General features: G+C 35.4%; 15 protein-coding genes. 12 read left to right on the top strand and 3 right to left on the bottom strand.

The genetic code is table 11. From position 1 onward, the window contains the following. Window positions 1-58: 58 nt before the first annotated feature. Window positions 59-2,011 (top strand): alpha-L-arabinofuranosidase C-terminal domain-containing protein, encoded by a 1,953-nt coding sequence (locus G6O73_RS11835; RefSeq protein ID WP_057885293.1) that lies wholly within the window; start codon window positions 59-61, stop codon window positions 2,009-2,011. 41 nt (window positions 2,012-2,052) lie between these two features. Further along, entirely contained in the window at window positions 2,053-2,313 is a 261-nt protein-coding gene (locus tag G6O73_RS11840; protein WP_057885294.1) for a hypothetical protein, read from the top strand. 90 nt (window positions 2,314-2,403) lie between these two features. On the opposite strand, the gene G6O73_RS11845 is transcribed toward G6O73_RS11840, so the two are convergent. Beyond that, window positions 2,404-3,609: a helix-turn-helix domain-containing protein gene (locus G6O73_RS11845; RefSeq protein ID WP_057885295.1), complete on the bottom strand. Its 1,206-nt coding sequence runs from the start codon at window positions 3,607-3,609 to the stop codon at window positions 2,404-2,406. A gap of 137 nt (window positions 3,610-3,746) precedes the next feature. On the opposite strand from G6O73_RS11845, the gene G6O73_RS11850 reads away from it, so the two are divergent. Genes G6O73_RS11850 through G6O73_RS11860 form a run of 3 tightly spaced genes read left to right on the top strand, consistent with a single transcriptional unit; the run spans window position 3,747 to window position 8,756 of the window. Then, window positions 3,747-4,724 (top strand): alpha/beta hydrolase, encoded by a 978-nt coding sequence (locus tag G6O73_RS11850; RefSeq protein WP_083478461.1) that lies wholly within the window; start codon window positions 3,747-3,749, stop codon window positions 4,722-4,724. A gap of 22 nt (window positions 4,725-4,746) precedes the next feature. Next, the gene (locus tag G6O73_RS11855) at window positions 4,747-7,236 is read left to right on the top strand and encodes a beta-glucosidase (RefSeq protein WP_057885296.1); all 2,490 of its coding nucleotides are present in this window, start codon (window positions 4,747-4,749) and stop codon (window positions 7,234-7,236) included. A 5-nt stretch (window positions 7,237-7,241) separates the two neighbouring features. After that, on the top strand, window positions 7,242-8,756 hold the full coding sequence (locus G6O73_RS11860) for an NAD-dependent epimerase/dehydratase family protein (RefSeq protein ID WP_057885297.1): 1,515 nt from the start codon (window positions 7,242-7,244) through the stop codon (window positions 8,754-8,756). Between the two features lie 42 nt (window positions 8,757-8,798). Here the strand turns inward: G6O73_RS11860 and G6O73_RS11865 are convergent, their stop codons facing one another. Together G6O73_RS11865 and G6O73_RS11870 are read right to left on the bottom strand one after the other, a co-directional pair. Then, window positions 8,799-9,263, bottom strand: a complete 465-nt coding sequence (locus G6O73_RS11865; RefSeq protein ID WP_057885298.1) for a YbaK/EbsC family protein — start codon at window positions 9,261-9,263, stop codon at window positions 8,799-8,801. A gap of 137 nt (window positions 9,264-9,400) precedes the next feature. Further along, window positions 9,401-11,014: a peptide ABC transporter substrate-binding protein gene (locus G6O73_RS11870; RefSeq protein WP_057885299.1), complete on the bottom strand. Its 1,614-nt coding sequence runs from the start codon at window positions 11,012-11,014 to the stop codon at window positions 9,401-9,403. 455 nt (window positions 11,015-11,469) lie between these two features. Here G6O73_RS11870 and G6O73_RS11875 point away from each other — a divergent pair, with 455 nt between their 5' ends. The 7 genes from G6O73_RS11875 (at window position 11,470) to G6O73_RS11905 (ending at window position 18,517) form a co-directional block, all read left to right on the top strand. Next, window positions 11,470-12,195, top strand: coding sequence for a gamma-glutamyl-gamma-aminobutyrate hydrolase family protein (locus G6O73_RS11875; protein ID WP_057885300.1), 726 nt, complete (start codon window positions 11,470-11,472; stop codon window positions 12,193-12,195). 232 nt (window positions 12,196-12,427) lie between these two features. Continuing rightward, window positions 12,428-13,504: a hypothetical protein gene (locus tag G6O73_RS11880; RefSeq protein WP_057885301.1), complete on the top strand. Its 1,077-nt coding sequence runs from the start codon at window positions 12,428-12,430 to the stop codon at window positions 13,502-13,504. A gap of 2 nt (window positions 13,505-13,506) precedes the next feature. Beyond that, window positions 13,507-14,058: a phosphoribosyltransferase family protein gene (locus tag G6O73_RS11885; RefSeq protein WP_057885302.1), complete on the top strand. Its 552-nt coding sequence runs from the start codon at window positions 13,507-13,509 to the stop codon at window positions 14,056-14,058. Between the two features lie 174 nt (window positions 14,059-14,232). Further along, complete coding sequence (locus G6O73_RS11890; RefSeq protein WP_057885303.1) at window positions 14,233-15,102, top strand: AraC family transcriptional regulator; 870 nt, start codon at window positions 14,233-14,235, stop codon at window positions 15,100-15,102. Between the two features lie 86 nt (window positions 15,103-15,188). Continuing rightward, complete coding sequence (locus tag G6O73_RS11895) at window positions 15,189-16,079, top strand: alpha/beta hydrolase (protein ID WP_057885304.1); 891 nt, start codon at window positions 15,189-15,191, stop codon at window positions 16,077-16,079. Window positions 16,080-16,104: 25 nt separating this feature from the next. Next, entirely contained in the window at window positions 16,105-17,301 is a 1,197-nt protein-coding gene (locus G6O73_RS11900; protein WP_057885305.1) for an MFS transporter, read from the top strand. A 220-nt stretch (window positions 17,302-17,521) separates the two neighbouring features. Continuing rightward, complete coding sequence (locus tag G6O73_RS11905; RefSeq protein WP_083478475.1) at window positions 17,522-18,517, top strand: AraC family transcriptional regulator; 996 nt, start codon at window positions 17,522-17,524, stop codon at window positions 18,515-18,517. Window positions 18,518-18,647 lie beyond the last annotated feature (130 nt).

Here is an 18,647-nt window from a genome sequence, read left to right on the forward strand (position 1 = left end):
ACTTAAAAACTTCAGCAATAAAGCTATGATAAAGTTTAAGAGAAAGGGGGGAGCAAAATTGAAGGAGCTACTGATTGATACTGCCAAAGAAGCTCATGATGTTAGTCAAAAATTATATGGAATTTTTATTGAAGATATAAATTTTGCATGTGATGGCGGATTAAATGCTAATAAAATAAATAATTATAGCTTTGATGGCTATTATTTTGATCGACAGACAAAAAAAGGAATTACAGATTACTTAAGATACTGGAATTTAAGTACCGGTAAAATAACTAGCGAAAGCAGTTCACCATTGAATAAGAATAGCAGGTATGCGCGAATTAATGTTTCAAACAGTGCTACTTTGGAGAACCTAGGCTATAACGGTGGTAAAAAATGGTCAGCTTATGGTGCTTATGCAATTGACGTCAATAAAACTTATCAATTTTCTGGTTATTTTCGCAGTAAGAATTTTCAAGGAGATGTATTTGTTGAAATAGTTGATCAAAAGGGGAAGGCATTAACAACTAGGCAAAAATTGCTGCCATTTAAAGAAAACTGGCAGTTTCAAAAAATTGAATTAAATGGAATTGGTAGACAATACGGAAAATTGAAAATTTATTTTATTGGTAATGGTGTACTAGATTTAGATTGTTTGTCTTTTTTTGATTTGGATTATTGGAATAATCAAGATCCTAAATGGCGTTACGGTCGATTACGCAAAGACTTAGTTATGGCTTTGCAGGCATTAAAGCCGAAATTTGTACGTTTCCCCGGTGGATGCATTGTTGAAGGTAATGCACAGGGAAATGAATATAATTGGAAAAACACAGTAGGCCCACTTTATTCACGCAAAGCAGATTATAGTCTGTGGGGCGAAAAGATACCAGATGGTGGTTATAATCAATCCTTCCAAATTGGTTTTTATGAATATTTTTGTCTTTGTGAGGATTTAAAGGCTCAGCCGTTACCTACATTATATGCAGGTCTTAATTGTCAATTGCGTAGCAAAAATAGCTTAGCAATCGACAGCAATGAATTCAAAGAAAATGTAATTCAAAATTATTTGGATTTAATTGAATTTGCTAATGGAAATCCTGAGCTTAATAAATGGGCGGCTTTAAGGGCCAGAATGGGGCATCCAGCTGCATTTGGACTAAAAATGATTGGGATTGGGAACGAAAACTATGGCAAGGACTATCTAGAGAAGTTTGAGAGGATAAAGCAGGCAATTCAATTACATTACCCACAAATGGTTTGTATACTATCGGCTGGCTTTTTGCCTTTTAAGCATACAATGCGACCAGCTTGGAAATTAGCACGTAACAAATATCCAGATTTGATTGTTGATGAACATAGTTATCATTCACCGGGTTGGTTTCAAAGACAAGCACACCGTTTTGATAAATATCAACGAAATAGTGCTAAGGCTTATTTTGGAGAATATGCAGCAAATGGATTAATGGCTGGAAGAAAGCAGACACCACAGCGAGCTAATACATTTTGGTCTGCTTTATCGGAAGCTGCTTTTTTGACAGGAATTGAACGTAACAGCGATGTAGTTGAAATGGCATCCTATGCTCCATTGTTCAATCTCGTAAGTAGTGAACAATGGAATCATAATTTGATTGATTTTAATCCGCAATGTTATTGCCCTACAGCCAATTATTTAGTTCAAAAACTATTTTCAAATAATTTAGGAACTAAAACTGTTATTACAAAGGGGAAAGTTCCACTTAAGATTTACTATTCAGTAACGAGAGATGACAAAAAACTATTTATTAAATTGGTAAATTGTTCTTGTATTTCAAAAAAAATTAAATTAGTTATCAAAAATATAGGTGATACAAAAATTAAACAAGAATTTTTAGGTGACACTGTCAGACAAGCAAAAAATGGATTGAATTTCTTTGGTCAAGCAAATGAAAATTTGCGGATTAGGCGAAAAGAGATCCCAATAACTGATGGCAATTTGGTAATTATCTTGCCAGCCAGCTCGTTACAGGTTCTAACAGTGAAACTTAATTAGAAAATGTTAGCATATTAAGACGTAACTTAAGGAGAATTTTTATGGATGAAAAAGTAAAAATTAATGAGGATGTTTTCGCAGCAGCAGTCGTTGAAAAGCACCAATTGACTCAGTCAGATGATTTAAAAAAATTTTCTAAGGAGTGTTTGCGTGTTTACTTGGAAGCTTTTATTTTAGCGCAGGATTTTAATGAATATGAAGATTTTAACTATAAGAAGAGTGATAAAAGTCTATTTGAATCATTTATGGAATCAATGACTTCAGCCCAAAAAAGTTTAAACAATAATTTTGATAAACATTGAATAAGCGTTTCCTAGAATGGTCAAGTGCAGTACTTCATAATTGTTAGACCAAAAGTCTAACGGTTGTGAAGTGCTTTTTGTTTAAAAGAATTACGCGTGAGGCTCGGTTTTGCCTTGTTGTCGGAAGTGATATGGTGTAATCTCAAATTCCTTTTTAAAAACATTTTGAAAGTAGCTTTGAGTTGAGAAATTCAGGAAAGTACTGATTTCGTTAATTGATTTGTCGGTAAATAGCAACAAGTCTTGTGCTTCTTGCAGTCGTTGCTTTTGAATATATTGATGCAACGGAATTCCAACCTCTTTTTTAAAAGTTAATGATAAGTAAGAATGACTGTAACCAAGTTTTTGAGCTAAATAATCAATCGTCAAAGGTTCGTCGGTATGAGTGGTAATATAGTTTAGTGCTTGTTTAACCATTCTTGAAACGACATGAGGAATCTTTTGAGCTCTAACACGCTCAGCAAATTGTAAGATAGTATTTAGCTCTAATCTTGAGATGGATTCACGCGAAGAAAGCCGCTCCATTTCCATAATAGCTGTATCACTTAATTGATAGGCAGTTTCTGTGTTTAAGCCACCTTCAATCGCTGCTCGAGTTGCTAAGGTAATTGATGAAATAAAAAGATTTTTTTCTTGACGAATATTATTTTCAGCTACGTAACCAATTCGCAAATCGGCCGCGGCAAAAATGAAGTTACGCAGTTTTTCAACCGCACCAGCTTTAACATAGTTTAAATAACGTTTTTCAAATTCATAAGTATTATGTAAATCCTGATTTTCCTTAGAATTATAGGCGGCTTCGGTTTGCAACTGTTTTAACGCCAAATCTTTTTCATGATCATCAACAACTGTAATCAGTGAACTAGGTTTAATGTTCGTTTGATTAAGGCTGTAATTAATTAGACACAAAATATCGACAAATTGGTTGAAAGAATAAATTTTTAAGCGTTTAAAGTAATCATTAAAGGCGGCTAAATAGTTTCTGGGGATTGACAGGTCGTGAGCAATGCGCCGAATGCTTTCATCTGAACAAGGGGTATTTGAAATCGGGCCAATAATTATTTTTTGAGCGTTATTTTTGAGTGAAATGATACCAAAGTCTAAAAATTCCTTAGTGACAACAAAATCAACGGCTCTTTTCTGAGTTAATAATTCACTTTTGTAACGTCCAAAAGGGTCAAAAGTAGTATTTTTCGGCAAACTTAAGGCAGTTTGTAATCCGTCAGTCGATATTAAGTGTAGGGGGATATTCAATGTACGGTAAAGATAGGTTAAATAAGCAACTGGATCAATCATTTCTGTATTCCTTTCATCAAAACGTTTTAGATGATTCTACAATATAGTAATAAAAATTACAAGACACAATCAGACGTTAAGGATAAAATGAAATTAGTTTAAAATACATTTTAATGTAAGCGCTAACTGGAGGAAAAATGCAAATACTAAGGTACAAATTGACTAAAAAATCAGTGGCTGAATTAACGGTGTATTTATTGGATCAGAGTGTAGAAATGCAAAGTGCTACTGAGCGGCCTGGAGTCTTAATTTTTCCAGGTGGGGCATATCAAACTTGTAGTGATCGAGAAGCTGAACCAATTGCGACAGCTTTTCTAGCTGAGGGCTATCAAGCATTTGTATTACGATACACGGTAGGCACCGGGACTGATTTTTCTCAAGCATTAAATGATGCACAAGAGGCATTGAAGTTAATCAAGGATCACTCAAAACAATGGCATTTGTTAGCTGACAAAATAGTTGCTTGTGGTTTTTCTGCTGGAGGACATTTAGCTGCGATGTTGGCAACGACTGGAGAGCTTCGACCTAATGCACTGGTCTTAGGATATCCGTGTGTTTTAGCAGAGATGGGGGAAACTTTAAATTATCCAATTCCAAGTGTTGAGCAAGCGGTTGATCAGAAGACACCGCCAACTTTTATTTTTGCTTCACGCGATGATGAAATTGTGCCAATCAAAAATAGCTTAGCGTTAGTTCATGCTTTAGAAAGAGCTCAAGTTGCTTTTGAGTTGCATATTTATGCTCATGGACGGCACGGTTTGTCATTGGCTAAACCAATGACGGCTAATGGCTTACGATACTATGTTAATCCGCGAGTTGCAACTTGGTTTCAACAGACTATTTCATGGTTGAATCAATTATGGCAGCCGTTCCCAGCCGAAAATGACTACCAACTAATTCCTAACGGTACGGTTTTAGATCAACCGTTAGGATATTTGTGGCAAATTAGCTCTAATCAGTCAGAATTATTGCATTTTTTGCCGTTTATGGCAGACAAAAACCAACGAACTAAAGTTGCTAATGTATCATTAAACATCATGGCTGCTTATGCTAAAGAATTATTGCCAGCAGAGACACTAAGCAAATTAAAAGAAAAATTAATCCAAGATAACTAGAGATTGAATGGCGGTGAAATAATTGAGTAATAGTTTAAATCAGACCATTGAACATATTATGCAACAGTTAACTTTAACAGAAAAAGTCGCTTTGATTAGTGGCACTGAGTTTTGGAAAACAAATCCGATACCGCGTTTAAATTTAAAATCACTCTACCTAACTGATGGACCGAATGGTTTACGCAAGCAGGGGGAAGAAACTGACCATTTAGGATTGAACGAAAGCATTCCAGCAACTTGTTTTCCCACTGGAAGTGCACTAGGCTCCAGCTGGGATCCTGAATTGCTCAAGAAAATCGGCGTTGCACTGGCACAAGAAGCTCGAATGGCTGGGGTTGATTTACTTTTAGGACCGGCGATTAATATCAAAAGAAATCCGAAATGTGGACGTAATTTTGAATATTTTACAGAAGACCCATTCCTCGCTGGAGTTTTAGGAACGGAATATGTTAAAGGAGTACAATCTCAGGGTGTTGGTGCTGTTGTAAAGCATTTTGCAGCTAATAACAATGAGAATTACCGATTTATGGGTAATTCAGTAATTGATTTGCGTGCTTTAAATGAAATCTATCTGCGAGCATTTAAAATGGTGGTTAAGAATGCGCATCCTCGTGGAATAATGAGTGCTTATAATCGTCTTAATGGAGAATTTTGTTCTGAAAATCAATACTTATTGAAGCAGTTGTTACGAAATAAATGGAGCTTTAAGGGAATTGTTGTTAGCGATTGGGGCGGGATTGATGATCGAGTTCGCAGTTTAGCTGCTGGATGTGACTTAGAAATGCCTGGTGATTGTGATTACTTTCGAGCACAAGTGACCAAATCAATCAAAAATGGTCAATTATCAAAAAAAGTATTAGACAAATCAGTTAAACGAATTCTAGAAACAATCTTTTGGTCAGAAAATCAGCTAACTTTAACAGACAATCAAAAAAATTTAGTAGATAAACATCTAAAATTGGCAATTGAAGCTGCAGTAGATGGGGCTGTTTTATTAAAAAACGCAGATAAAGTTTTACCACTACAAAAAAATGCTCATTTAATAGTTGTTGGAGACTTGTTTCAGCAGATGCGGTATCAAGGAGCTGGCAGTTCTCTGGTCAATCCAACTGAATTAGTCACACCAGCTCATGCTTTTGCCGAACGACAAATAGATTTTGATTATCTACAGGGATATCGCCAGTTTGACCAGACACCAGATGATTACCTTGAGCAGCAAACACTCGAAAAATGTCAGTCTGGAGCGACGGTACTCTTTTTTGGAGGCCAAACGGATTTAACTGAATCTGAAGGCTATGACCGTGATACTTTGAAATTACCATCAAATCAGCAATCATTATTGCGGAAACTAATCAAAAATGGTTGCCAAGTGATTTTAGTCTTATTCGGTGGCTCAGCGGTAGTTATTCCTGAACTAGATAAAATAAAAGCTGTTTTGAACATGAATCTTCCCGGACAAGGCGGTGGCGAAGCGACGGCCCAATTGCTTTTTGGTGAAGTCAACCCCAGCGGGAAATTAGCTGAAACTTGGTTGAACTCATACGATACAGTTCCTTTTGGTGCAGAGTATACGACTGGTGAAAATGAACTGTATACTGAATCTGTGTTTGTCGGTTATCGGTATTATGATAATTTGTCTGCAAATAAGATTGAGTTTCCGTTTGGATTTGGTCTGAGTTATACCAGTTTTGATTATCATAATTTTCATTTTACGCAAGATTCAAAAAAAATTACGGCAACTTTTGAATTATCTAATGAGGGTGAGATGGCTGGTGCAGAAATTGCGCAATTGTATGTGGGGGGACCAAATTCACAGGTCTTTAAACCTGTCAAAGAGTTACGGGCTTTTAAGAAGATCTTTTTAAAAAAAGGTCAATCCCAATTAGTTGAAATGTCCGTTAAACTGCAAGATTTAGCATACTTTAATCCCCAAACGTCTACCTGGATAGTTGAAAACGGTAAATACCATTTTTATTTAGCTTCCTCAAGCCGCACAATTGAAGCAACAAAAACATTGAAAATTGAGAACCAAACAAACTTTCCATCTCCTTATCAGAAAGAAAGATTGCCACATTATTTTGATGCTGTTAATTTAATGGATGTTAATTCAACTGAATTCGGTCAGCTATTTACGGGACCAATACCATTGATGAAAAATGAAACAAAGATTACACTGAATACTCGACTTGATCAGATTCAACATTCATTTTTAGGGAAGATGTTCTACAAAGCAGTTATCAACGTTGGAAAAAAAGAATATCAGCAGGCTCTAAAAAAGCCACAGGGAAAAGATCGCGAAACATCATTGAAAAACGGAATGTTCTTAGTCAAAATGTTGCCAAATAATAGTTTGCGTTCAATGTCAGTTAGCAGTGCTGGACAGTTTAAGTTACATTTGGCCCAAGGACTAGTCTTAATGATGAATCATCACTATTTGGCTGGATTAAGAAAAATTGTTTTTGCTCCGCGAGTAGCATCTTTACCAAAAAAGCAAAATCCAGGAGGAATTTAAAAGCCATGAAAAAAGTCTTAATTACCGGGGCCTCAGGAGCAATGGGGCAAGAGTGTTTAAAGCAAATGGTTGTTGATCTGGCTTCATATGAGTTAACTATTTTTTGTTTAGATAATCAAAAAGATCGAGCTGCTGTTGCACCATATGAAAAAAATACTCAAATTAATATCATCTATGGTGATTTGCTAGATTATCAGTTAGTTAAAAGAATACTTAAAGGAATTGACTTGGTTATCCATATTGCTGCTTTTGTATCTCCAGCTGCCGATTATTATCCTAAAAAGGCAATGCAAGTTAATTATGGTTCAATGCGGAATATTATTTGGGCTCTAAGGGAGTTAAAACAGGATCAGGCTACAAAGGTTGTATCAATTGGAACTGTCGCTGAAACTGGCGATCGGATGCCTCCACTTCATTGGGGGCGGATTGGTGATCCAATTAAGCCTAGCATGTTTGATTATTATGCAGTTTCTAAAGTGGCAGCAGAAAGATTGTTAATAGAGTCAGGTTTGAAGTATTGGGTTAGTTTGCGTCAAACAGGTATTATGGGACCGAATATGGCTAAAATTCACGATGCAATCATGTTTCATAATTGTTTGAATAATGTTTTGGAATATGTGTCAGATCGTGACTCTGGTCGCTTGATTAGTCATCTCTGTCGTTTTGAAACACAAGACTCATTGCCAAAAATGTTTTGGAATCATGTTTACAATATCGGTGGTGGACCTGGTTGTCGGGTTAGTACGCTTGAAATGTATCGTGTACTTTATAGTCGCTTAGGAATCAAGAATTTAAGTACAATGATTGATCCACGGATGTATGCCACCCGCAATTTTCATGGTCAATACTATTTGGATTCTGATAAATTAGAAAATTATTTACATTTTCAACATGACACAATGGAATATTTTTACCAAGCATTTATCGTTGAGATGGGCAGCAAAGCAACAGCTGCGAAGATTCTTACTAAAATTCCTGGTGGTGAAAAATTATTGGGAATTATCAGTAAAAAACAATTTCAAAAATTGGCTCGCAGCCAGCACGGAACGGTGCATTTTATCGAGGACCATGTTGATGATCATATTGCTGCTTTTTGGGGCAGTCAATCAGCTTGGAAAAAAATTCCCAAAAGAATTCAGAATTTCAAAGAATTCAAAGATTGGAATCAAGTAATTAAGATTGATCATGGTTATGATGAAAGCAAACCTGTCGAAAATTTGAATCTGACAGATTTACAGCAAGCTGCTATGTTCCGTGGTGGGGAATGTCTTTCAAATCAGTCAAAACAAGGAGACTGGACAGAAAAATTGATTTTCCGCTGTGCATTTGGACATGAATTTAAGGCGAGCCCTAAATTAGTTCTTGAAGGTGGGCATTGGTGCCCAGTCTGTGAACGTACAAGTTGGAATTATAGCAAACGTGCTCAAGTTGATCCATTTTTTGCACAAGTTTGGCAGCCACTACATGCTGATTCAGAAGTACGAGAATATCCTAAAGTTGTTAGTGAATTGGACGTTTAACAAAATTTGTTGATTAAATTGTTTTTTGAGTCACGTCTTAAATTATTCTTTCACAACATCGATCCAAGCAGTCGGGTGAGTGTATTTTTCCAATTCATTAACTGTTAATTTGACAGCAGTATTAGCGGTTCCAGCTGCTGGATAAATAATTTCGTGATTTTTTAATGATTCATCTAAATAAACGGCAACATTTGGTTTCAAGGCAAAAGGGCAGATGCCACCTAATGGATGACCGATTAATTCTTCTAACTCAGTTGGTTTGACCATTCGAGCACGTTGGTTAAAAAGGGCCTTGAATTTAGGATTGGAGACTTTAGCCGTTCCCTCAATAACGATGATAATAGGTTGCTCTTTTAATGAGAAGGCCAAGGATTTAGCAATTTGTGCTGGCTTAACGCCCAGAACAGCAGCTGCTTCAGCGACAGTGGCAGTTGATTTGTCAAAGGTATGAATTCGATTTTCTAAATGAAATTTAGCCAAATAGTTTTGAACATTTGCAAGTGACATGATGATTCCCCCTATGAATGAAAATTAAATTAATTATCAGCTATTTTTAATCAGAAGTAAATAGTAAATCAAAAAGAACAGTTAGTGACAAAATTGTCGTTAACTGTTCTTTAATTAATTTGGAAGCAAAAATTCAATTATTTAATGCTGGCATTTCGATAGAATAAAACAGTTCCATAAGGTGAGATTTGTAATCCCTTAACCTTACTCTTCAATAGATAAGACATGCCGCCTTGATAAACAGGTGCAGTAAAGGCATCTTTTTGAATTAATTGTTTTTCAGCTTGAATCAAAACATTCCAACGTTTGATGGGGTTAGTTGCATAGGTTGTGGCAGCTTCATTCAGCAGATTACGGAAATTACTGTTATTATAGTCATCATCTAAATGATACTGACCACCATCACTGATAAAGTTAACCGGGTCAGCAAAGTCAGGTTGCCACGTGCCATAAACAATATCAAAATTATATGCACTAGTAGCAGCTAAACGTGATTTCAGAGGAATTGAACTCAAATTAACCGTCAATCCAGGTAGGTTAGTTTCTAACTGGCTTTGGAGGTATTCGCCGATTTGTTTGGAGTCGGTAGTATCTGAAGTCAGCAACTGGATAGTAATTTTATCTTTACCTAGTTCTTTCTTAGCTTCAGCCCATTCTTGACGAGCTTTCTTTAGATTATAAGTTAACATGTTGCCAGCATCTTGACGATAATCATCACCAGTCTTAGAGTTGTAAGCAAAATTCTTTGGTACAATTCCATTCAAGGGTGAGCCGACATGTAAGATATTGTTAACCAATGATTTCTTATTGAAAGCCATCGCAATTGCTTTGCGAAAATGCACATTTCCAGTTGCCTTTCGATGAACATTGAAAGCCATATAACCAATCAATGGGATGGCTTTTGAATGATAGCCAGCGGTATTCTCATATTGCTTAATATAATCAGTTGTTAGCATTGCATAGTCAAGTTTGTTCGTCTTATAAAGATTACCAGCAGTTGCGGCATCCTTAACTACTTGAACATTAACTTTTTGCAGTTTAACAGTTTTTTTATCCCAGTAATGACTATTCTTGACGTAATTCCATTTTAAATTAGTCCCTGTCCAATTTTTGACGACAAATGGGCCATTGTAAACAGTTTTTGCCGAAGATGTTCCATAACTGTTACCATATTTTTCGACGGCTTTTTGATCTTGCGGATAAAATGGTGCGCCAGTCATCAATTCAGAGAAATAACTAATTGGTGATTCTAAAGTAACTTGCAATTTGTATTTTCCGAGCGCTTTAATTCCGAGATCTTTAACAGGCAGCTTACCAGCTGCAATTTGGGTACCATTTTTAATTGGTTGAAATTGCTGGGAATTTGGGGATGCTTGTTTTGGATCAACCATTTTTTGCCAGGCGTAAACATAGTTTTCAGCTGTGACAGCATCACCGTTTGACCATTTAGCGTTTTTTCGCAGATTAAAAGTATAGGTTTTTTGATCTTTGCTGATTGTCACACTTGAAGCTCCAGCTAAAACTGGTTTGTTTTTGGCATTAATCCGATACAAACCTTCAAACGTATTTTCTAAGGCTTCCAAACTAGTTGTATCGCTGTACTTGGTACTATTAAGTGTTGCCATTTCAGCATTAGTTGCGACTGTTAAAATTTGTTTGGAATTACTTGATGAATTGCTTTTGCCACAAGCTGCCAAGATTAATACGCTGGCTAGAGCTACCCCCGCTAATGTTAACAACTTTTTTCTCATACAAATGCCCCCTCTAAAAATTAGCTTTTTCTCATCAAAAGAAATGAAAAAAAGAGCCTCCAGTCCGTTCGTGACTGGAGGCTCTTCATTCGCTAAAAAATTCGTAGCGAATCGAGTTGCGGCTGCTTCACGATCGGCATCTCAAAAAGCATGCTGTAGTTGATACAACATGGACAGGTTGAGCACATTAATGATTGTGAATTGCCGAACATAAGCGAACTCCTCTCGCACACTTTGATGATACTTAAAGAATAAGGGTTTGAAAGACAACTGTCAACTAATAATATTTTTCTTTGTAAACAAAACTAACATCCTGATAAAAAGTTGATTAATTTAACAAAACAGTTGAAAAACTTTTGAAAACTTTTACTTAGTGACTTGTTTAAGGAGCAAAAGCTTGTTATTATCAACTTTAATTGAAATTAAATTTTGTAAAGAACGGATGATGACTTTTAATGAGTAAAAAAATGATTGTAGGGATACCCGGAGGCATAACGACGGCCAATGGGGCTCGTCGCTATTATGTCAATGAAGCAGATGTGCGTGGAATTGTTAAGGCTGGGGCAACACCCATCATGATTCCAAGCGAATCAGTTATTGATTTGGATTATTATGTTACTATTTGCGACGGTTTCTTTTTTACAGGCGGTCCGGATGTTTTACCAATTTTTTATGGTGAAGAGCCACACGTTAAAATGGGCTACAGTGAGATTCAGCGGGATCAGTTGGAGATTGCTTTGGTAAAAAAAGCTTTGGCGGCGGGAAAGAAAATTTTTGGTATTTGTCGGGGAATGCAAGTGATCAATGTTGCGTTAGGTGGGGATCTCTACCAAGATCTTGAAAGTGAATATCCAGTGGCAGAAAAGCAATCATTGATTAGACACTTTCAAGCAGCACCTCGGACTGAAGCAACGCACTATGTGAAGATTGCTGCCGATAATCGTTTACATGATTTATATGGTGACCAATGGTTGGTTAACAGCCATCATCATCAGGCAGTGCGTAAAATTGCACCATCACTAAAAGTTACGGCAGTGGCTAGTGATGGTGTGATCGAAGGTTTAGAGAGTAAAAATAATCATCAGGTATTTGCTGTTCAATGGCATCCGGAAGTTCTGGTGGCAACGGATGAAAAAATGCAACTGATCTTTAATGATTTTGTCAATAGACTGGCAGAGTAATTCAATATGATAAAAATGAAAAGAGCTCTTTAAATGCTAAGCTAAATTTGCTTATGTTTGAAGAACTTTTTTGTTTGCCTAAATTTTAAAGAAAATGAAAACGCTACTAAAAAATAAAGTACGTTTTTAATGAAAAAGTTATGGAAATTATAAAGCTAATAGACTATTATTGTTATTATTAATGAACGTTAACTAATTATAATAATAAATAATTCGTTTTTTTGGAGGACTTATGCATTGGTTGGCAGACTTTTTAGCAGCAGTTGGAGTAGTTTTAAATGGCATTCCACAAGGAATTATGGCAATGACTTTGGGCTTTGCAGTTTTTCCGACAATGTTTTCATTTATTTTTGCAGCAGGCGTTAATGGTTTGTTTGGTTCCGTAGCGCCGATTTCTTTTCAGGCAGAGTCATTGGCTTTAACTGGAAATTTGGGGAAGAATCCTCGAGAACGAACTTCAATTATCTTTGGTGGTTCCTTAATTATGGCTTTCATTGGGGTCAGCGGAATGCTGACGAAAATTGTTGCCATTTTAGGGAATAGTATCATGGCGGCAATGATGGCTGGAGTTGGGATCATGCTTGCTAAAATTGCGCTTGGTATGTATCAGGATGAAAAGACTGTTGGAGCTTCATCAATAGCCATAGCAATTCTAGTTTATTTATTTACTAAAGATTTAGTTTGGACGATTACTTTGTCGGTGATTGGTTCAAGTTTGGTTGCGGCTTTTGGAATTCATTATCGGGCTGAATTACCAGCAAATGTTGTTGAACGAAAGTTTCATTTTTTAAAACCAGTTTTCAGTTGGCGTGTAGTTCGGGGTGCTTTAAGTCTGGCTTGTTTGAATGTGGGAGCTAACATTTCTTATGGTTTAATTACCGGACAAATGACTGGCATTAAACCCAACCCGGTCAATTTGAATCTTTTGACCAGTACGCAAGCGTTTGCCGATATGGGGACGAGTTTATTAGGTGGCGCCCCAGTCGAAACAATTATTTCCGCTACGGCAAGCGCCCCAGAACCAGTAGTTGCTGGCATAATAATGATGTTATTAATGGCTGTGATTTTGCTAGTTGGTTGGTTACCTAAGATTGGCAAATACGTTCCGACTGCCTCAATTGCTGGTTTCTTACTGATTTTAGGAGCAGTTGTAATTTTCCCAGAAAATGCGGCAGCAGCGATGGCTGGCAAAAATAGTGTGATTCCAGCGCTAACTTTAGTTGTTACAGCAATAATTGATCCATTCGCTGGTTTGCTGACAGGAGCTGTTTTGAAATTTATTTTGCCATTAATTGGTTTGGGGGTCTGAAAATGCAACAAAATTATGAATTGCAAATTGGAAAGCTTAAACGCAATCTGCCAATTATGCCAATTAGTGAAACAACAGCAATTGCTTCGTTTGTACTATTAGGTGACTCTGAGTTGGCACATTATGCTGCGAGTGAATTGGCTGCCAAGCTGCTTGAACCATTTGATTATTTTGTAACGTTGGAAAGTAAAGGAATTCCATTAGCTGAAGAGTTAAGCCAGATCAGCCAGCATCCAGAGTTTATTGTTTTACGCAAAAGCGTTAAAGCTTATATGGATGAGCCAATCAAAGTCCCGGTTAACTCAATTACGACAACTAAGCAACAACAATTAGTTTTGGATGGAAAAGATGCTGCCAAATTGTCTGGTAAACGAGTTGTTTTAGTTGATGATGTTATTTCAACTGGCGGATCACTAGCAGCAGCTGAAAAATTATTAGAACAAGCAGGAGCAACTGTGATTAATAAGTGTGCTATCTTAGCTGAAGGAGCAGCAGCTAAACGTAAAGATATTTTGTATCTGGCAGAATTACCATTATTTCCAATCCAGCATTAATTTTTTAAAAGCGATTTTTTAAGCTGAGTTAAAATTGATATTTTACTCAGCTTTTTTGTGGTCAATTATCAAAATATTATAGTGAATATATGTTATATTATTTGATATAAGTTGTTAAAATCTGCAAGATGAATGTTAATTTCAAACAAGAGACTGATTGGAGGGCTTAAGAAAATGGCTGAGGATCAATATTTACATGAGATTGTTACACCAACGGAACCGTTATCTGCTTGGATTTATTTACATCATGAAAAGGGGGTAACTTATATTGCTCCTCACTGGCACCAAGGAATTGAACTTTCCTTTACCATAGCCGGTTCAATTGATGACTTTGTCATTAATGAACATCATTATCGAACTCAATCAGGGACAATTCTAGTGGTTAATTCACAAGTTGTTCATAGTGTACGATCAGTATTAAAGGTAGCCGATGAGGCAATTTCTATTATTTATCCTTACGACTATGTTAATCGCTTATACCCAGAGATTCAAAATGAAGTAATTGACTTAAATCAACCAGCAAAGTTTAATCGATTTCAAAAAGAAATTTATATAGAGGTTCAAACAACGTTATTTAAAATTTATAAAAGCTTACAAAACCAAAATAAATTTAGCAATCTTAAATTAGAAACGCTAGCAGATCAAACATTACAACTGCTATTAGAGTATTTTACTAAACCTAAAACTGAATATGATATTATTTATGGTACCAAAGAATTTGAAGTAGCCAGAATTCAAGCAATTACAAAGTATATAAGTGAGCACTATGCTAACAAAATAAAATTAGTAGATATTGCCACGCAAGTTAACTTGTCTAAAGAATACTTAGCAAAATTTTTCAAAAATCATATGGAATTGACTATTGGTAGCTATATCAACAATGTTCGTGCTCAAAAAGCGTACTATGATCTTTTAGGTGGTAAATATAATTTAACAGAAATTGCAGTTAAAAATGGGTTTTCTAGTATTCGGGCAATGAATAAGGTTTTTCAATCAATTTATGGCAAAACAGCATCAAACATTTATCGAAATCAAAAAAGTTAATATTTGACAATAAATAAGCTGATTAAATTATATTAATCAGTTTATTTTTTAGTTAAAGTGTAAGCGTAACCAAAGGAGGACTTCAAATGATTGATGAAAAAACAAAACAAGCAATTCAACAAATTCGTACTGAATGGAAAAAAGGTGATGATCAACGTGATGCAGGATTGCCATTAGAAGTTCCTGAAGTAACTCGGATAAATGATATTGCATATGGACCGGATCCTAAATGGAACTTATTGGATATTTATTTGCCACAAAAGTTAGAAGGAAAAATACCAATTATTATTAACATTCATGGTGGTGGTTGGTGTTATGGAACTAAAGAAACTTATCAATTTTACGGATTAGGGTTGGCTAGACGCGGTTTTGCATTTATCAATGCTAATTATCGTTTGGCGCCGGAAGTTGTTTTTCCAGCGGAGTTAGATGATGTTAATCGCTATATTCACTGGGTTGCTGAACATGCAGCTGAATATCATTTAGACACTAACAACGTATTTTTAGTTGGAGATAGCGCCGGTGGACAAATGGCAGAACAGTATACTGCAATTTTGAAAAACTCAAGTTATCGCAAGAAGTTTGGTTATAAAATGCCACAACTTGAGTTTCGGGCGGTAGCTTTAAATAGTGCTGCTGTTTTCTTATTAGATCCGGGAATGATTGGTGATGCGGTAAAAGGTTATTTTACAGATGAAATTTTAGCTAATAAACGTGAACTGTTGGATACAGAAAAATATATTACCACAGATTATTTGCCAACTTTTATTTCTACAGCGACAGAAGATTTTATTCGTGATAGCTCAATCAAGTTTGATGGATTTTTGACCGGTAAAGGAATTCAGCATATTTTCAAGGAGTATGGTGATCAGGAACATCCACGACCACACGTTTTTTTAATAAATCAAAAAGATACGATTGCTGATCAGGCAAATGATGATGAGATCGCCTTTTTCAAGCAATTTATTGTTAAATGATAAAAAATTGAACGGAGGAAGTATTATGAAGGAAACTAAGGATAAGCTGATTTTCAAAGTTTCATTATTGTCAATTTCGTTATTTTTAATGATGGCTCCCCAAATTTCTTCAGCTTTACCGTTAATGTATCGTGCTTTTCCAGGGGTTGATAAAGCAGGGGTGGAAACTTTATCTACTGTTCCAAATTTTGGAATTGTAATTGGACTTTTAGTTAGTCCATTTTTAGTTAGATGGTTTGGTCAAAAACCGACAATTATTTTAGGATTATTAGTGACGTTGGTAACAGGGACTTTTCCAATGTATTCAAGTGCCTATGTGCCAATTCTAATTTCGCGTTTCTTGATTGGTTTAGGGATTGGCCTATTCAATTCTTTAGCTGTAAGCTTAATTCCGCAATTCTATAAGAGTGATGAGCAAAAATTAGCATCAATGATCGGTTATCAAAATGTTATGGGCAGCGTCGGGGCTGCTTTAGCATCATTTCTATTGAGTTATTTAGTTACCATTAGTTGGCATGCAGCTTTTGCAATCTATTTTTTGGTTATTCCAGCTTTGCTCTTATTTGCAATCTTTGTGCCGTTATCGAAGGAAAAAGTTAATGAACAAGCCAATTCAGCGCCGGTAAAAAAAGAGACAATAAATGGCAAGGTAGTTTTGATTTCAATTTTAATGTTTTTTATTTTTATGTTTTATATGCCGGTTGCATTTTCTTTACCTAGTTTGATTGTTAATGAAGGAATTGGGACTACCAGTACAGCAGCTTTAGTTGCCGGTTTGTCGACCTTAGTTGGAATTCCAATTGGTGCTAGTTTTGGCTTTTTCTTTAAACATTTGCATGATAAGGTGTTTCCATTAGGATTTGCCTTTGTAGCATTGGGCTTTATACTACTGGCAATAGCTAATAATATTATCTTTTTGTTTATTTCGGTAGTGGTATTAGGTTTTGGTTTTGGAATTGGTGTGCCATATATGTACAATTGGTTAGATTGGGCAGCACCACAGGACTCAATTAACTTAGGAACAACAATTGTTTTAGTATTAGTTAATATTGGCTGTTTTATATCGCCAACCGTCATTAATTTAATTGGTAGTTTGGTTGGGAATACTTCACCGCGAGGAATTATGATTTTGAGCGCAGCAGCTTTTGCGATAATCTTTGTTTTTGCACTGGTCCACTATTTAAAGGTGCATAAAGATCAAGTGAACATTAACAAAGTTTAGATCAAGAGGTGATGCAATTTATCTTTTACTACAGCGATTGATACTTTGGCATAGTTGTAGTTTTTACTATATTTAAACAATGGGATATCAATGAGGTTGATATCTCATCTTTGTTTATTTTTTAGATTATTTGATTAATTTTTTCTAAAATAATGATATTTTTTGCTAAATTTTCATGGACCTTATGTTATTTTAGAAAAATTGAGGGGATGATTTGTCAGTGCTGAATAAAAGAGTTTTAAATATGCTGGATACTTTGAATTCACTTGAACTACAGCAAAAGGAAAGTGATCAATATTTGGAGGAAATGCCAGCCAAAGCAATTAATCATGAATTGTCAAAGAAAACAAGAGTCAAGGTACTTAATAATTATTTTTTTAAAAATAAAGATATTTATATCAGCAAACATAATCGTTTTGCTCCTTATCCAACGCATTCACATACTTTTTTAGAAATTAATTATATGTTGAAAGGACGAGCTGAACAGGTCGTAAATGGGAAAGCACTCACTTTGAATAAAGGCGATTTATTGTTGTTGGATGTTGGTGCAGAGCATTCAATCAAATCTCTGGGCAAAAATGATCTCTTAGTCAATATTTTATTTCGCAATAGTAATATTAATATAGATTTGTTGAAAGATTTGCGTCGTAGTCGGAGTGTCTTATATGATTTCTTGTTGCGCAGTTCAGTAAAATCAAGTCAGCAACAAAATTTTTTGATTTTTCGAACAGCAAAAAATAAAAAAATCGCTCAAATTATGAATGAAATTATTGATGAATATTTTTTGAAGCGAGAATTTTCAGATACAGTGATTAAAGCCTATCTGCAAGTCTTAATTACTAATTTAGTCCGAGATTATCGTGTTTTAGATAATCAACCACAAAGTAAATCACGCAAATTAATTATCGAAATTTTGGATGAGATTGATAAGCAGTATATGGACATTAATTTAGACAAATTGGCCGCAAAGCATAATTATAATAAAAACTACCTCAGCAATTTATTTAAAAAAGAAGTTGGAGAACCGTTTTCAGCTGTTGTTTTAAAGAAAAGATTGACGCAAGCCAATATTTTGATTACTTCAACAGAGTTGCCAATTAGCCAAATTATTCAGGCAGTAGGGATTTCTAATTACAGCTATTTCTATAAAAAATATTATAATTTTTATCACAAATTACCATTAGAACAGCGCAAGGCAAATAATCAATTATATTAATCGTAGTAATACAAAGTAACCGTTAACTCTAATTTTATTTGGGTCACGGTTTTTTATTTTTAAATTGAGTAGTATGTAATCTTTTCGATAATGTCAGTAATTGGAAACAGTTACTGCTGGCCACCTATGA

The organism is Liquorilactobacillus nagelii DSM 13675 (assembly GCF_019444005.1).
Lineage (GTDB): Bacteria > Bacillota > Bacilli > Lactobacillales > Lactobacillaceae > Liquorilactobacillus > Liquorilactobacillus nagelii.

Coding starts and splice junctions, on each gene's coding strand:
- G6O73_RS11870 (WP_057885299.1), bottom strand. CDS start 11,014: ATGAGAAAAAAGTTGTTAACATTAGCGGGGGTAGCTCTAGCCAGCGTA.
- G6O73_RS11860 (WP_057885297.1), top strand. CDS start 7,242: ATGAAAAAAGTCTTAATTACCGGGGCCTCAGGAGCAATGGGGCAAGAG.
- G6O73_RS11895 (WP_057885304.1), top strand. CDS start 15,189: ATGATTGATGAAAAAACAAAACAAGCAATTCAACAAATTCGTACTGAA.
- G6O73_RS11880 (WP_057885301.1), top strand. CDS start 12,428: ATGCATTGGTTGGCAGACTTTTTAGCAGCAGTTGGAGTAGTTTTAAAT.
- G6O73_RS11865 (WP_057885298.1), bottom strand. CDS start 9,263: ATGTCACTTGCAAATGTTCAAAACTATTTGGCTAAATTTCATTTAGAA.
- G6O73_RS11885 (WP_057885302.1), top strand. CDS start 13,507: ATGCAACAAAATTATGAATTGCAAATTGGAAAGCTTAAACGCAATCTG.
- G6O73_RS11900 (WP_057885305.1), top strand. CDS start 16,105: ATGAAGGAAACTAAGGATAAGCTGATTTTCAAAGTTTCATTATTGTCA.
- G6O73_RS11875 (WP_057885300.1), top strand. CDS start 11,470: ATGAGTAAAAAAATGATTGTAGGGATACCCGGAGGCATAACGACGGCC.
- G6O73_RS11850 (WP_083478461.1), top strand. CDS start 3,747: ATGCAAATACTAAGGTACAAATTGACTAAAAAATCAGTGGCTGAATTA.
- G6O73_RS11840 (WP_057885294.1), top strand. CDS start 2,053: ATGGATGAAAAAGTAAAAATTAATGAGGATGTTTTCGCAGCAGCAGTC.
- G6O73_RS11890 (WP_057885303.1), top strand. CDS start 14,233: ATGGCTGAGGATCAATATTTACATGAGATTGTTACACCAACGGAACCG.
- G6O73_RS11845 (WP_057885295.1), bottom strand. CDS start 3,609: ATGATTGATCCAGTTGCTTATTTAACCTATCTTTACCGTACATTGAAT.